Annotated in this window: 14 protein-coding genes; 6 read left to right on the forward strand and 8 right to left on the reverse strand. The window is 58.3% G+C overall.

Annotated features, from left to right (window positions below; genetic code table 11):
- Positions 1–27: 27 nt before the first annotated feature.
- The 8 genes from QY049_RS19470 to QY049_RS19505 form a co-directional block, all read right to left on the reverse strand.
- Positions 28–729, reverse strand: coding sequence for an ABC transporter ATP-binding protein (locus QY049_RS19470; protein WP_128929742.1), 702 nt, complete (start codon positions 727–729; stop codon positions 28–30).
- Positions 722–1,456, reverse strand: coding sequence for an ABC transporter ATP-binding protein (locus QY049_RS19475; RefSeq protein ID WP_128929743.1), 735 nt, complete (start codon positions 1,454–1,456; stop codon positions 722–724). The genes QY049_RS19470 and QY049_RS19475 overlap by 8 nt, the downstream gene beginning before the upstream one ends.
- Positions 1,443–2,480 carry a branched-chain amino acid ABC transporter permease gene (locus QY049_RS19480; protein ID WP_128929744.1) on the reverse strand — a complete coding sequence of 346 codons (1,038 nt, stop codon included), beginning with the start codon at positions 2,478–2,480 and terminating at the stop codon, positions 1,443–1,445. Before QY049_RS19480 ends, QY049_RS19475 begins: the two co-directional genes overlap by 14 nt.
- Positions 2,481–2,558: 78 nt before the next feature.
- Positions 2,559–3,779, reverse strand: a complete 1,221-nt coding sequence (locus QY049_RS19485; RefSeq protein WP_128929745.1) for a substrate-binding protein — start codon at positions 3,777–3,779, stop codon at positions 2,559–2,561.
- Positions 3,780–3,783: 4 nt separating this feature from the next.
- Entirely contained in the window at positions 3,784–4,641 is an 858-nt protein-coding gene (locus tag QY049_RS19490) for a branched-chain amino acid ABC transporter permease (RefSeq protein WP_128929746.1), read from the reverse strand.
- 33 nt (positions 4,642–4,674) lie between these two features.
- Positions 4,675–6,189 carry an amidase gene (locus QY049_RS19495; RefSeq protein ID WP_128929747.1) on the reverse strand — a complete coding sequence of 505 codons (1,515 nt, stop codon included), beginning with the start codon at positions 6,187–6,189 and terminating at the stop codon, positions 4,675–4,677.
- A 442-nt stretch (positions 6,190–6,631) separates the two neighbouring features.
- Entirely contained in the window at positions 6,632–7,009 is a 378-nt protein-coding gene (locus QY049_RS19500; protein WP_128929748.1) for a nuclear transport factor 2 family protein, read from the reverse strand.
- Between the two features lie 428 nt (positions 7,010–7,437).
- A complete protein-coding gene (locus QY049_RS19505; protein WP_232995599.1) occupies positions 7,438–8,346 on the reverse strand; it encodes an AraC family transcriptional regulator in 909 nt (302 codons plus the stop codon).
- 215 nt (positions 8,347–8,561) lie between these two features.
- On the opposite strand from QY049_RS19505, the gene QY049_RS19510 reads away from it, so the two are divergent.
- The 6 genes from QY049_RS19510 (at position 8,562) to QY049_RS19535 (ending at position 14,061) form a co-directional block, all read left to right on the forward strand.
- A complete protein-coding gene (locus QY049_RS19510) occupies positions 8,562–9,503 on the forward strand; it encodes a ribokinase (RefSeq protein WP_128929749.1) in 942 nt (313 codons plus the stop codon).
- A 25-nt stretch (positions 9,504–9,528) separates the two neighbouring features.
- On the forward strand, positions 9,529–10,395 hold the full coding sequence (locus QY049_RS19515) for a 3-methyl-2-oxobutanoate hydroxymethyltransferase (protein WP_232995600.1): 867 nt from the start codon (positions 9,529–9,531) through the stop codon (positions 10,393–10,395).
- Positions 10,396–10,493: 98 nt separating this feature from the next.
- Positions 10,494–11,489, forward strand: coding sequence for a sterol desaturase family protein (locus tag QY049_RS19520; protein WP_128929750.1), 996 nt, complete (start codon positions 10,494–10,496; stop codon positions 11,487–11,489).
- Positions 11,490–11,618: 129 nt separating this feature from the next.
- Entirely contained in the window at positions 11,619–11,939 is a 321-nt protein-coding gene (locus tag QY049_RS19525; protein WP_128929751.1) for a Rieske 2Fe-2S domain-containing protein, read from the forward strand.
- Between the two features lie 17 nt (positions 11,940–11,956).
- Positions 11,957–12,832: a sugar phosphate isomerase/epimerase gene (locus QY049_RS19530; RefSeq protein ID WP_128955097.1), complete on the forward strand. Its 876-nt coding sequence runs from the start codon at positions 11,957–11,959 to the stop codon at positions 12,830–12,832.
- Complete coding sequence (locus QY049_RS19535) at positions 12,829–14,061, forward strand: NAD(P)/FAD-dependent oxidoreductase (protein ID WP_128929753.1); 1,233 nt, start codon at positions 12,829–12,831, stop codon at positions 14,059–14,061. The genes QY049_RS19530 and QY049_RS19535 overlap by 4 nt, the downstream gene beginning before the upstream one ends.
- The last annotated feature ends 419 nt before the right edge of the window (positions 14,062–14,480 follow it).

Below are 14,480 nucleotides of genomic sequence, written 5' to 3' on the forward strand. Positions count from 1 at the left end.
CCGTCAAAGCAATCTGGAACGCGCCACTTAAGGCGCGAGGTAGCGCAGAAGTTCCGGATTCGTGCGGATATCGGCTGCAGCGCCTTGTAGTGCGATACGGCCGCGATCAAGGACATAGGCCTTGCTCGCCACGCGCAACGCGAGATCGAGGTGCTGTTCGACGATGATGACCGCGATTTCCTTGGCGAGTTCAATGAGACGTTCGGTAATCTCTTCGATGACGCCGATCCAGACGCCCTCGGTCGGCTCATCCAGCAGCAGCAGCTTTGGGTTCCCCAGGAGGGCGCGCCCGATCGCTAACATCTTACGCTCGCCACCAGAAAGCGTACCAGCCGCCTGGTCCAGGCGGTGGCCGAGCTTGGGAAAGATCGCCAGGACCCGATCGATCGCCGAAGCGTCGGTGTTGAAGAGGGAGCCCATTGCAAGATTATCCCGCACTGAAAGGCGTGAGAACACTGAGTGCTCTTGCGGCACATAGCCGATGCCGGCGCGCACGCGTTGCTCGGTCTGGAGCCGATTGAAATCGTGGCCATCGAAGACTACCTCGCCTCTCCAGCTTGGTAGCTCGCCAACGATAGCTTTCATAAGCGTGGTCTTGCCTGCACCGTTGCGCCCAAGCACGGCGGTACCACCACGCCACGGAATGTCGAGGCTCAGGTCAAACAGCACCTGGCTGCGACCATAACCGGCGTCGAGATGTCTTATGTCGAGAAAGCGTTGTTCAAGCACGGCGCAAATAGATCTCCTGGACACTTTTGTCAGCCTGGATCTCAGCGACGCTTCCTGTCGCCAGCACACGGCCCTGGTCGAGGACGGTGAGGCGGTCGCAAATGTCGCGGATGAAATCGAGATCGTGCTCGACGATAACGAGGGAGCAGTGCTCCTTTATTGGTCGCAACAGTTCGCCAGTGACGCGACGCTCCTCCAGGCTCATGCCTCCGGTAGGCTCGTCCAGCAGCAGGAGCCGGGGTTTTCCCGCGAGCGCCATCGCAATCTCCAGCCATTGCTGCTGGCCATGGGATAGCGCTGCTGCTGCATCGAACGCACGATCGGCAAGACGAAACTGGGTGAGCATCATCATGACCTGGTCGTGCAGCTGTCTGCGGCTGCGCGAGAACACAAGATCAAAAAGAGAGCAGTGCCCCTGCAGGGCAAGGAGGATGTTGTCGTAGAGGGTGAGGGATGGCAGAACCGATGTGATTTGGAACTTCAGGCTCATGCCAGCGCGCGCGCGCTCGGTGGGGGTGAATGTGGTAATATCAGTGTTGATGAATCGGACTTTGCCTTGCGTCGGTACCTCCGCCCCCGCGATGCACTTCATCAGCGTGCTTTTCCCCGAGCCGTTCGGCCCGATCAACCCGTGGAACTCGTTCTCGCGGACGGTGAGCGCCGCACCGTCGACTGCCGTGAGCTTGCCGAAGATCTTTCGAATGCCTGCAGCTTCAAGAAGCGGCATGATGCTGCGCCCTCTTCTTGTCTTGCGCTTTGGCGGCGAAACTGCCTACCCGCTCGCGCTCCGTCAACACCAGGCTGATAAGCCCAAGCGGCCGAAAAAGGATTACCAGGAGCAGGAGCACGCCCAGGATGATCGGCCAGATATCGCGGTAATTGTCCGACAGCCAGAAGGAGAGACCTTCGACAATCGCCGTACCGATCACCGCACCGATCAGCGTGCCGGAACCGCCGAACAGAACGTAGAGCACGACTTGCGTGGAGACGACAACGCCAATCATATTGGGCCACACAAAACCCTCGTGGAAGGCATAGAGGCTGCCGCTCAGGCCTGCGATGGCGCCACCGATCGCGAACACTATGGCTTTTAGATGCTGTGTCCGGTAGCCGAAAAAGGCAATGCGTTGCTCGTTCTCGCGGAGGCCTGCGAGTGCAAGACCGAACTGCGAGCGCACCAGGAAACGGCATGCAACGTAGACGATGACAAGAAGCCCTAGTGCCAGATAGTAAAAGTTCGACCCTTCCGATAATTCGTAGGAGCCGAGCGTCATCGGCGGAATCGAGGGAATGCCGTTCTGGCCGCCGAGATAGTACCAGCCACGCGCGAGGCGATCCGCCGCATAGGCACCGGTGAGCGTACCGAGCGAAACGAAGATCATGCTGGCCGGATGCCGTCCGAGTAGGAGGAACCCACCAAGTAGCAGCGCGAATACGAGGCCAATCAGCGTGCCCGCCGGCAGTACCAAAAGGATTGAGGTGATATCGAGGTCGCGCGCAAGCAGCGCAACGCCGTAGCCTGCGGAGCCGAAGAAGAGGGCCTGCCCAAAGCTCATGATTCCGGCATAGCCCCAGACCAGATCGAACGAGAGAGCGAAGAGCGCCAGGATCACAACGCGAGTGGCAAACACCGTAAGATAGTCGTGAAGCATCACCGGAAGGACTAGTGCTCCAATCAGCACTAGTCCTTCGATGATGAGCAGGACACGTCGTGCACGACTGACCTGTCCTGCAAAGGCGATTTCAGCCATGTCAGCCGTCGCACAATTCACTTCTAGCGTGGGCACCGATGGCCTCTCTACCGCGCTTGTCGCTTTCACAGTGATTCGTCAACATTGCCCGGGATCGACAAGCCCATTGCTGCGTTGCACGACTTGAAAAACCCCGCTCTTGCACACGGCCGTGTACATGTTCATCTTACAGTGCCGCTTGCCCGGCACCATCTCGGCGGGGCCGCCCGGACCCTCCGCGATCTTTGCGTGATCGAGCGTCGCAGCAACCGACTCGCGATCGACCTTTCCGGCCTCTTTGACGGCAGCTTCCCAAAGTTTCAGCCCGCGATATGTACTGGGAGCGGCACTGCTCGCGGCAAATAGAGAATCGCCTGGATAGTCCTTATCATAGGCAGCCTGAATTCTGGCGGAGACCGGGTCATCTTTGGCGACGGCTTTGTAATAATCGAGACAACTCGCAAGCCCTTCCATCTCATTGACCGGATGGAGGCTGAGATAATTCTCGTCCTCGTTGACGGCAGCAAGCCGTCCGCCGTTCTTCAGATAGCCCGCTTCATAGAGCTGTTTGAACAAAGGACCGACGCCGGGTGGAATAACGGTGTTAAAGACGGTGTCGGCCTTGTTGGACATGATCGCGTGGACAGTGGCGGAGAAATCCACTTGGTCTAAAGGATAATACTCCTCGAACACGACCTCGCCGCCATTGGCTTCGATTAACTTGCGAGCATATGCATTCAGGTTACGCGGCCAAATGTAGTTGGAACCTGGAAGGGCAAATCTCTTGCCGCCGTTCTTGATCAGCCACGGGATAAATGTGTCGCATTGCTGCGCCGGTGTGGCGCCGCTGCAGAACAGGTATGGCGTGCATTCCCCCCCTTCATAAAATTGCGGATAGATATAGAGCGTCTTGCCCCGAGAAACGATCACATCCTTGATCGCATTGCGCATTGAGCTCGCGAGGCCGCCTAGGACCATGTCCACCTTGTCCCGCTGGATCAGCTTGCGCACGTTGCCTACAGCGACCGATTCATTGGAGGCGGTGTCTTCGATGTACAGCTCGATCGGCCGGCCCAAAAGACCACCTGAATTGTTGATCTCCTTGATGACCATTTTGGCGACGTTGGCATCCGCCTTTCCGGCAAAGCCGATCGGGCCGGTCAGATCGATCGCGATGCCGACCTTGATGGGACCTTCGGCCGCATTGGCCCAGTCGGGACGGATCACCCAGCTACTCGCTCCTGTGGCGATTGCACCGGCCGTGAAGGCAAAGTTCGAAAGGAAACGACGGCGTGTGAAATTGAGTCGATCAACAGCCATATGACTACACTCCCCCTTGCGCGATGAGGCCTTGCGGCCGACACTTGATGAAAACAATGGCAAGCAAGAAGACGAGCACATCGGCGAGGACCGGAGGGATAACCCAGGGCAGCGCCGCGCTGAGAGCGCCGATGATACCGGCTCCTGCCACTGGGCCCATAAAGGAGCCGACACCGCCAAGCATGACGGCGACAAATCCCTGGATCAGAAAGCGAATTCCGAGATCTGCAAACAGATCGAACACCGGCACGATAAGCGCCCCGGCGAGCCCGGCCAAAGCTGCGCCGAAGGCAAAGGTGGTGCCATAGATGAAATTCGTCGAAACCCCGGAGGCGCGCGCTAGCGCCGGATTTTCCAGGGTCGCCCGAACGCGCAAGCCGAAGCTTGTGCGGGACAGGAGCAGAAAGCAGCCCCCCATCACCAAAGCCGTGATCACGAGAATCGTAAAGCGCCAAGCTGAGATGTGTATCGTGGCGATATCTATGGATCCACCGATAGGCTCCGGAACCGTCAGATAAAACCCGCCAATTAGGCCCCGCACAGACTCCCGGATGATAAGACCGAGCGCATAGGTGCCGAGCATTGCAACGATCGGTGCGGCATAGAAGCGGCGGATGATGAGCGCTTCGAGTACGAAACCCAGCAATCCGACTAAGATCGGTGCCGCCGCCATACCGAGCCAAACCGGGAGACCATGACTATAGGCGAGATAAGTAATATAAGCGCCGAGCAGGACGAACTCACCCTGGGCAAAGTTGAAGATGCCCATCATGCTCGCGATGATTCCTAGCCCAAGCACGATCAACACGATAATCGCACCGAAGCTCAGGATCTCGAATGCCGCCATGAATGCACTAGTCATATGCCGCGATCCAGTCGCACTATCGTCTCGGCCTCACATCTTCTTCCAGTCGCCTATCTGTTCGAAGGCATGGGCGGCGCGGTAGATGGTGGATTCCTCGAAGTGGCGACCGACCAGCATTAGGCCCACTGGCAGGCCGTCGACCATTCCGCAGGGCAGCGACATAGCTGGATGATGCGTAATGTCGAATGGCGCGGTGTTGGTGAACATCTCAATCGCGCGCGTGAAGTAGTCCTCGCGACTGGCATTGGATGGCGGCAGCGGGGTTGCCTTCATCGGCGTCGTCGGCATGAGGAGGAGATCATAGCTCTCGAGAGCTTTGTCATATGCCGTAGCGAGGCGGCGGGAGATGTTGAGCGCCTTGCCGTAAAACCTGGACCCGAAGGTGTTGTTGATATAGGTCCCCCACAACATAAACAGCTTGTTAGTCTCGGACAATGAGTCCGCCTTCTGCCGCCACCCGCGATGGAAATCCATCAGGGAGGTTGGATAAAGATCGCCTCGGCTGAGACCATAGCCGTCACCGAACATCATGGTCTGGACAGCCCCCTCAGTTCCGATGGGGGTCCAGATCGCCGCGCCTAGAAGGTGCATCGGAATCGAGACGATCTCTACGGTCGCGCCGAGATCTTTGAAGCGCTTTGCGGCCTCACGCACGCTTTCGTTCACGGCAGCTTCTGCGGACGGCTGCTCGAAGCCCTCCTTGAGGATACCAATCTTCATCCCTTTGATGCCCGCACCCAAGGCCTTGGTGTATTCATCCACCTTCGGAGCCTTGATGCGCGAATCGTAGCCGTCGTCGCCGGCGATCACCTCGAGTAGCAGGGCGTTGTCGGCCACCGTTGCCGTAATCGGCCCGGTGTGGTCGATAAAGATCTCAATCGGCATTATTCCTGTATAGGGAACGAGACCCCAAGTCGGCTTCATACCGTACGTGCCGCAGAATGAGGATGGCATTCGGATCGAACCGCCCTGATCGCCGCCGATCGCAATGTCGACCTCGCGTAGTGCGACCACAACCCCGCTTCCGGAGGAAGAACCGCCGGCCGAATAGCCCATCTTGTGTGGATTGTGGACCGGGCCAGTCGCGTTGGTGTGGCTGCCGCCAGAGAGACAGAAGGCTTCGCAGTGAACCTTGCCCACAATTTCGGCGCCAGCATCAAGCATGCGTGTAACGATGGTGGCGTCAAAATCGGGTACGTAGCCTTCGAGGGTGGCCGAGCCATTCATCATAGGCACTCCGGCCAACATAATGTTGTCCTTCAAGGCAACGGTCTTGCCTTTCAGTTTTCCGCTGCCGGCGCCTTTGATGTTGGTTTTGCGGTACCAAGCATTGCGAGTGTTTTCGTCTGGCGATGGCCGATAGCCGGGCGTCCGCGGATATTTGACCACGGGCAACTCGTCGGGCATCGCGGCAACGAGATTGTATGCGTCCAGCGAGCCCCGCATCAAACCGCGGAACGAGGCGACATCTTCGTCGGTCAACGAAAGACCACACTGCTTGGCAACTTCGAGAAGCTGGGTGGGAGTCGGAAGGGAAACTGACACGCGGCTCTCCTGAAAGGTTGATCCCGTCATTGGGACACGCGGCGTTCTTCTGTCGTGGCCGCTTATCAGATTAGCCGTAGGTAAAGCGCAGCAGGGCGCTCGGCCCCAGAAGGTGCGCAACGCAAGTTGGGTAATATTGGGTAAAACGACGCTGAATGCGTCTGCCAGTGCAGGCGTTTCGCCGATCTGTCCTGCCTCGCCGGCTTGTCTTTGAGCCCTTAGGTCTTTTTGACGGGCTGGTAAGGCGACAAGTGAACCGGTCTCGTCACCTTAGAGTTGAAATATGGCACGGATCTGACAATGCAGCGGATTACATCAGAGGCCTAAGCATTTCAAAGTAACAACCAGCCAATTTCGGCGATCACGCGCTTCCCCTAACTGGCGCGAACTGCCGCGCGCCAAGCTCACGATCGTACGCGCATTCGCCACCACCTTAATCCACCTAAAGGGGGGTGGTAGATGAATGATGGTGTAAAATCTTCCAGGAGGCATCATGACGGCGCAGCACAAACGTAAATCGGGCGGGTGTCGCCACTTGCAGATCATGCCGCGTTTCAGAAAAGACATAATTTCCGACGGCCATAACAATGTCAGCCGCCAAGCTGACGCAATGACATACGTCAAATTTTACCCTTGCGGTGCCATGGAAGTAGGTGCGTATTTCTGCGACACCGATGTAGAGCGTGGAACTAGACGTACCGTGAAGCAAGGCATCATCTGCGTATAACGCAACAAGATACTCCGGCTTGCCAGAGTTGAACGCTCGCGCCCAAGCTTCCAAGAAGGCACGCACATCCAGCACAACTTTGTCGTTGTTCACGATGAACGCCTCTTCAGCGGAGAAATGGCGACCGGAAGCGATAAGAGTGGGTTGGCCTTACCATCTGATATAAGGAAACCTCTTGCATATGCACTGCATTTTTGATCCGTTCGTTCATGCTTCCGACTGCGCGCTCATCCACGATCTTGTTGAGGTCGCTGCTTGTCAGCGGAGCGCAACGTTTTTTGCAAGCTCGCCTCCTCTATGCAGCTTGTCGGTCATTATGTTCTCATTGCGAGCCAGCAGTACCTTCGCCACCCCGTCCGGGTCCACACCAAATTGGTGATGGGGCCGCAAAAGAATTGGCGCGAACTCAACAAGTACGGACCGAGTTCAGAAGTGTTCGCAGAGGATCAGGGGCAGCGACGTGAAGTCGCTGCTTCGAGCCCTTGATCGCCGCGTATACGACGCAGCCCTGATACACCGGCTTATCTTCCCTCAGCTCGCCGCCAGGTGCTGGGACTGGTGCCAGTGCTGCGCTTAAATTCACGGCTGAAGTGATAGACGTCACAAAAACCGCAGCGTTCGGCGATTGCGCCGAGCCCAGCGTCACTTTCCAAGAGCAGCTTTTGCGCCATCATGATCCGCTCTCGAATCAACAAGCGCCTTGGGCTGATCTGCAGATGCCCTTGAAATAGCCGCCGCGTCTGTGCGGCGCTGAGGCCAGTGACCGAGGCGAGTTCATCGGCGTGCCAGGATCGCTCCGGGGACTGCCGCATCTTTAAAATGATGGCTCGCAATGGGGCCGGGAGACGGGATTCACCGTGCTTCGAGGAAGGTGCTGCGATGAGGTGAAGCAGTTCCGCCACGAGGCAGTTAAGTGCCAAATCGACGTTATCATCCCTGGCGCGCAAGACATCAAATAGTCTTGCGAACCACCGTTCGATCTCGTTCGGCACTGATATCGTTGCTAGCGTTGCTCCGGTGCCGAACACCTTTCGCCGAATGGCCGCACAGTCGGGCCCGTCGATCCGCACCCACAGAACAGTCCAGGGATCATTTTCATCCGGCCAGTGCGCATGCGACGTTTCGTTGGCAATCCAGATCAACTGACCGCGCTCAACAGTCGATGTCCTGCCTTCGCTGACTACAAAGCCGCGCCCAGCGGAGCAGTATAGAATGTCCTGGCCCGGATAATTGTCTCGAGCGATGTGATGATCACGTGCGGTGATGGCCTTGCCCGCCCTAAGTACCGTAAAGGCGCATCGGGTCCAGGCAGCATCAGGGAGGACGTACTGATGGCTCTCAGGAAAAAGTGTGCGCTGCGGCAAGCCGGCCATGCGCGTTTTATATAAATTGAAGCGTGCTTTGTCCATTCCCGCTGGGGCTTTCTGCATCTAGGCTCGATGTCAATGACTAACAAATGAGCTCGTGATCAGGCTCCCGGATGCACGTTTTGTATCCATAGAGATCGCTGAGGGAGCTCAGGGAGGACCGGTGCCGATGCTCACGGCCCACGAAACTGCGCCACCGCGCGCAGGGCCCTTGTGGCGACGTGGTGGAGGCATTCCACGCCACGCCTTGATCTCAGGCACTTTCAGGGGAGGAATTGATGAGTAAACCGAGAATTACCGTCGTCGGCAGCTTCGCCGTAGGACTGACCATTCGCGCTCCGAACATCCCGGTCTTCGGGGTCACGATGTTAGGCAGCAGTTTCGATATGGGCCCGGGCGGAAAAGGTTCGAATCAGGCTGTTGCCACTGCGCGGCTCGGGGCGGACTCGTCGCTGGTTGCGATCATCGGCAAAGACCAATTCGCAGATATTGGCATTGATCTGTACAAGGCCGAGGGCGTCGATACGGCGCATGTCAAGCAGATCACCGAGAAGCCGACGGCGGTTGGCTTCATCATCCTCAATGAGCGAGGCGAGAACTTCATTATCATGGATTATGGCGCCACAAACGCCATGGATCCGGCTTTTGTCGATCGCGCCGAGAGCCGCATTCGCGAGAGCGACCTCGTCATGGCGGTCCTGGAGCCGCCGGTCGAGGTGGCTATGCGGGCGATGGAGCTCGGTCGCAAATACGGTAAGAAAACCATTCTCAATCCGGCGCCGGCCGCACCGCTGCCGGATGAAATCTTCCCGTTGGTCGATTTCCTGACGCCGAATGAAAGCGAACTTCGCATCCTGCTCGGTCTGCGCCCGGATGATCCGCGGCCCTCGCGCGAGCTGGTCGATCTGTTGCGCAAGCGCGGGGCCGCCAACGTGATCGTGACGCTTGGCGACCGTGGTGTACTGATCGTCACCGACAAGGTCGATACCACCATTCCGGCTGCAGTGGTCGACGTAGTGGACACGACGGGTGCTGGCGACGCGTTCAATTCCGGCTTCGCCGTGGCTCTGGCGGAAGGGCGGGATGTGATCGAGGCCGCGCGCTTCGGGGTGTGCTGCGGTGCCCTGGTCTGCACAAAGCTAGGGGTCATTCCCGGCATGGCGAGGCGCGCCGCAGCAGACGAGATGTATCGCACAATGCGCGCCTCGGCTGCAGAATGAGAGAGCAACAAGAAATCAATGCGCCTTGGGCGCGAACAGTGAGAACTGGAACGATATGCCGCGGATTTACGATTGGGCGGCGCGCGAGGCCGAGCGCACGGTGACGGTGGCCGACCTGCGCGCTTCCCGAAAGTCGGGCAAGCGCTACACTCAGGTCACTGCCGAGACCGCCGAGGAGGCAGCGGCCGCGGAGCAGGCCGGCATTGAAATGCTGGTGACCCGCGCCCGCAACGTGGAAGCCGTACGGAGGGGCTCAAAGCACCTCTTCGTCACCGCCGCGTTGGGCTTTGCCGATGCTGTAACACAGGACGACATCCTTCGTACCGCCTTGAAGGCGCTAAGCGACGGGGCCGATGCGGTGATCACCGCACGCGGCATGGCGACCGTCTCAATGCTCGCGGCCGAGGATATTCCGGTTGTCGGTCACTTGGGCCTCGTTCCCAGAAAATCGACCTGGCTCGGAAGGCTTCGCGCCTTCGGCAAATATGCGGAGGAAGCCTTGGCACTCTTCCAGCGCTTCCGACGTCTAGAAGAAGCCGGCGCTTTTGCGGTGGAATGCGAGGTCATCCCAGCCCGGGTCATGTCGGAAATTCGCCGGCGGATCGGACTGGTGACCGTCTCGCTCGGCTCCGGACCGGATGCTGACGTGATCTTTCTATTCACCGAGGACATATGCGGTGGCGAAGGCCGGCGGCCCCGGCACGCTCGGGTCTATGGAGATCTTCAGGCCCTGCAGGAGCGCATCAAACAGGAGCGCGTGAAAGCTCTCAGCGCATTCCGTGCTGACGTCACCGCAAATGGCTTTCCAGGCCCGCAGGAAATATCGGACATCGCCGACGATGAATATGCGGCCTTCGTGTCGAGACTAAAAGACTCGGGCTTTGGCGATTGATCTAAAGCTCTTGCGACGGCGACGAGAGCTGATCTCAATCAGCCGGCGAAGGATCTAACACACGAGCTGTCTGCCTTGAAGCGGCAATGGAGTGCAATATGGACGAAGCATTGTACGGCACGCGCGATAAGCGGGGCAATTGGGTACCAAAGAAGAAGCCCGAACGTGCGCCGATTTTTGTCTGGCCGGTGCAACCGCTGAAAATACTGCGCTGGTTACCGGGCTATCTCCTGCCCTGGAATACGGTCTATTTCCTGATCTCTCTTGTATCGTGGACTTATCTCACTCCATCGCTCGATACGATGCGAGAACTCCACGCCGACTGGATACTGCTCATTCTGCTTCGTAACACCGCTTTGACTCTCCTCCTCTACGGCACCTTCCATTTCATTCTTTATATCGAGCGGCGTCAGCAGACGGCGTTTAAATACAATGCAAAGTGGCCGGATGCGCACAACCCGACCTTCATGTTCGGAAGTCAGACGGCCGAGAACATATTCTGGACCATGTGCAGCGCCGTGCCTGTATGGAGTGCATATGAGGCGCTCACCTGGTGGATGTACGCGAACGACCGCTTGCCTTACGTCGATTTCGCAGCGCATCCGCTATATTGTGCTGCACTCGTGCTGGTGATGCCGGCGTGGCGCGAACTGCACTTTTACCTCATTCACCGCCTCATCCATATTGGGCCGCTGTACCATCTCATCCACAAGGTCCACCACAAGAACGTCAATCCGGGGCCGTGGTCCGGCCTCTCGGCGTCGACACTGGAACACATCGCTTACTTCTCAGGGGTATTGATTCATTTCGTTCTTCCGTCCCATCCGCTGCACGCAATGTTTCAGCTGATGCACGCGGGACTGTCCCCCGCAAAGTCACATACCGGTTTCGACCGCGTGGTCGTGGATGATGCGAAGGCGATCAGCACCGACAACTTCTACCATTACCTGCACCACAAGTATTTCGAGGTGAACTACGGTGAACGCCGCATCCCGCTCGACGAGTGGTTCGGCACGGCTCACGACGGCTCTCCAGAGGCCGACGAGAGAATGTATAAGCGCATAAAGGCCAAGAAGTGGGTGCGCGGCGGTTAGCGCCGAAGCGGGGAGGCTCCGAAGGCCTGTCACGTTGAGGCAGCCCTTGCGCCGCAACGGTACTGGCGCACGCTGCGCGACTGAGCCACAGCCGATTGATCGCCGCCAGTTGAAGATTGAGGACTAGATATGACTAAACAAGCTGAATGGGTGGCGGCCTGCGCTGCGGACGCTTTGAGGCCTGAAGAGGTTCGCCGCCTCGATCACGGCGGCCGCACGTTTGTGATTGTTCGCTCGCCCGAGGGCGATTACTTCGCGATGGACGGCCACTGCTCACACGAGAAGGTCCATCTTGCGGATGGCATTGTCGATGGCGGAATTATCGAATGCCCGAAACACTTCGGCACCTTCGACTATCGAACGGGCGAGTCGCGTGCGCTGCCCGCATGCGTCGACTTGCAGAGTTACGAGGTAAAAATCGAGAATGGCATTGTTATGGTCAAGGTCTGAGCGGGTGAGAGCTGCGGATGACCTCACAGCGTTTACTTGTCTTGCAGTCCCTCTGGGCCATGGAGCGGCGGCAGCCTGACGGTTTCGAACGTTCTCTCGATGAAAACCTGGCGATGATACAGCAAGCGGGGTTCGACGGGATCTCTACGTCCTGCAATGATCCAGGACGCGTCAACCTGATCGCACGCGCTTTGAACGGTTCCGGGCTTGCAGTCGAGGGCATGTGCTTCCCGCAGACGATCGATCACTTGAAGTCTGCCATCGACCTCGCCAAGCAGATCAACGTTCTGCATCTCAACGTCCAGCCAGACATCCGTCCGCGCAGGGTCAGCGATTGTATCCCGCTGCTGGATGGCTGGATCAGGGTGGCGGAAGAGGCAGGCATGCCGATCTACTTCGAAACGCATCGCAACAGGATGACCACGGATCTCCTCTTTACTCTCGATCTGATGGACGAGGTGCCCGGGATGCGGATCCTTGCCGATTTGTCGCACATCCTGCTGGGTCGGGAGTTCTGGTATCCCATCTCGGACGAGGATGAAGCGCTGGTGCGGCAGGTGCTCGATCGCGCTTGGGCGTTTCATGGACGGGTTGCATCTCGCGAGCAAATTCAGGTTGAGATCACGTTTCCTCAGCACAGGATATGGCTGGATCTGTTCCTGGGGTGGTGGAAATACGGGTTCCGAAGCTGGCGAAAGCGCGCAGGCACGGGTGCCTGCCTTAGTTTTACCTGCGAACTTGGCCCGCAGCCCTATGCGATCACCGATCGGCAAGGCAAGGACACGACGGATCGTTGGGAGGAAGCTCTTCTTCTTAGGTCCCTAGTCCGTGACCTCTTCGATAGCGTGGCCAGTGAGGAGCAGGCTCTGCCTGCAAGAGGGGTGGCCATTTGAGTACTCATTCGACGATTGCCATTGTTGGCGCCGGCGAAGCTGGCACGGCAGCCGCCCTGGCGCTGCGCGAGCGCGGCTGGGAAGAGAGCGTGGTGTTGATCGGCAACGAAAGCAGTCTCCCGTATGAGCGCCCTCCTCTCTCCAAAGCAGTTCTGGTCGATGAGACGAGGCCTGGGCCGAAGACGATTGTGACGTCAGAGCGGCTTTCCGAATTGAAGATCGATTATCGCCACGGCTGTGAGGTGGTCTCGATTGATCGCACGGCCAGCATGGTGATTCTCTCGAATGGGGCCAAGATAGGCTATCATCGCCTCCTCTTGGCCACTGGCGCTCGTCCGCGTGACCTGAACGTGCCAATTGCTGAGGGATCAAGGGTCGCAACGCTTAGGTCGTATGAGGATGCCACACGCCTTCGCGAGTTAATCGGCCAAGGCTGCGAGATGGCTGTGATCGGCGGCGGCTTTATCGGGCTCGAGGTTGCTGCGAGCTCGATCTTGCGAGGCGCTTCGGTCATCGTCTTCGAAGCAGGATCGCGCATACTTTCCCGGGCAGTGCCAGTTGGCATAGCTGAACTGATCAGGGCCAAGCACGAGCGTTCTGGGGTACGGATCGAGACAACGGCAGTCGTTGAACGTATCGAGCTTTGTGAAGGACGCTCCTGCGTGGTACTGGCCGGGGGCCAAAGACATCTTGCCGATCTCGTGATCGTGGGGGTCGGTGCAACCCCCAACGTCGAACTGGCGCAAGCGGCGGGGCTCGCTGTCGACAACGGCATCGCGCTTGACGAAATGCTGGCCACATCGGATCCGCGCGTATTCGCAGCGGGGGACTGCTGTTCCTTTCCACATCGCCTTTACGGAAAGCGGATCAGGCTGGAAGCTTGGCGCAACGCGCAGCGGCAAGGGGTGATTGCGGCGGCGAATATGGTGGGCGAGGATCGTCCGTATGACGATCTCCCCTGGTTCTGGTCGGACCAATACGATGAGACTTTGCAAATGGTCGGCCTCTGCTGCGGCGGAGAAATCCCGGTCGTCAGAAGCCTAGGCCCGAGGGGCCAACTTCTATTCTCCCTTGTCGACGGCGGGCGCCTCGTGGCTGCTTGTGGGTTTGGAAGCCTCGGCGCCGTTGCGAAGGAAATCCGAGTTGCAGAGACGATCATTAGGCGGGAACTGAAGGTCGAGGCAGAGGCGCTCGCTAATCCGGCGCTGAACTTGAAGCAGCTTCTTTAGTGACTACTGCCGCGGCGCAGGTCACCCGGCAAGCAAGTCACCTGGCAAAAGGACATGCGCCACGCGGGCTACCGAATGCTCGCCCATTGGGCGTAGCGGCAATCCCTCGTCAGAGGCTGGATGCGGCGTTTGTCGAGCCAGGACGACCGTTGAGAAGGCTCGATCGATAGATCAACTTCGGGCCGGCGCGCCAGCGCTCCACTGTGCGCCAATATCCCTGCAAGCAAACGCAGACTACTTTGATACCGCGCTGAACATCATGCGCTGCTTTTCGGGACCTGGCGGCATCACGCTGGGAGCCCGATTGAATGTAGCAAGACCTACCTCGTTGAGCAAATACACTATCCCAATTTCAGATTGATATAATGCAATAATCATGAGAAGCTCTCAAGTGAAGCAATGGTGAGAACCCGCTTTCA

Origin of the sequence: Bradyrhizobium sp. WYCCWR 13022, from assembly GCF_030435535.1 — a bacterium.
In the GTDB taxonomy this organism is placed as follows: domain Bacteria; phylum Pseudomonadota; class Alphaproteobacteria; order Rhizobiales; family Xanthobacteraceae; genus Bradyrhizobium.

What these genes read in the sequence shown, in the direction of transcription:
- QY049_RS19490 (WP_128929746.1), bottom strand. Translation starts at nt 4,641, where the DNA reads ATGACTAGTGCATTCATGGCGGCATTCGAGATCCTGAGCTTCGGTGCG.
- QY049_RS19485 (WP_128929745.1), bottom strand. Translation starts at nt 3,779, where the DNA reads ATGGCTGTTGATCGACTCAATTTCACACGCCGTCGTTTCCTTTCGAAC.
- QY049_RS19480 (WP_128929744.1), bottom strand. Translation starts at nt 2,480, where the DNA reads ATGGCTGAAATCGCCTTTGCAGGACAGGTCAGTCGTGCACGACGTGTC.
- QY049_RS19505 (WP_232995599.1), bottom strand. Translation starts at nt 8,346, where the DNA reads ATGCAGAAAGCCCCAGCGGGAATGGACAAAGCACGCTTCAATTTATAT.
- QY049_RS19520 (WP_128929750.1), top strand. Translation starts at nt 10,494, where the DNA reads ATGGACGAAGCATTGTACGGCACGCGCGATAAGCGGGGCAATTGGGTA.
- QY049_RS19475 (WP_128929743.1), bottom strand. Translation starts at nt 1,456, where the DNA reads ATGCCGCTTCTTGAAGCTGCAGGCATTCGAAAGATCTTCGGCAAGCTC.
- QY049_RS19530 (WP_128955097.1), top strand. Translation starts at nt 11,957, where the DNA reads ATGACCTCACAGCGTTTACTTGTCTTGCAGTCCCTCTGGGCCATGGAG.
- QY049_RS19525 (WP_128929751.1), top strand. Translation starts at nt 11,619, where the DNA reads ATGACTAAACAAGCTGAATGGGTGGCGGCCTGCGCTGCGGACGCTTTG.
- QY049_RS19510 (WP_128929749.1), top strand. Translation starts at nt 8,562, where the DNA reads ATGAGTAAACCGAGAATTACCGTCGTCGGCAGCTTCGCCGTAGGACTG.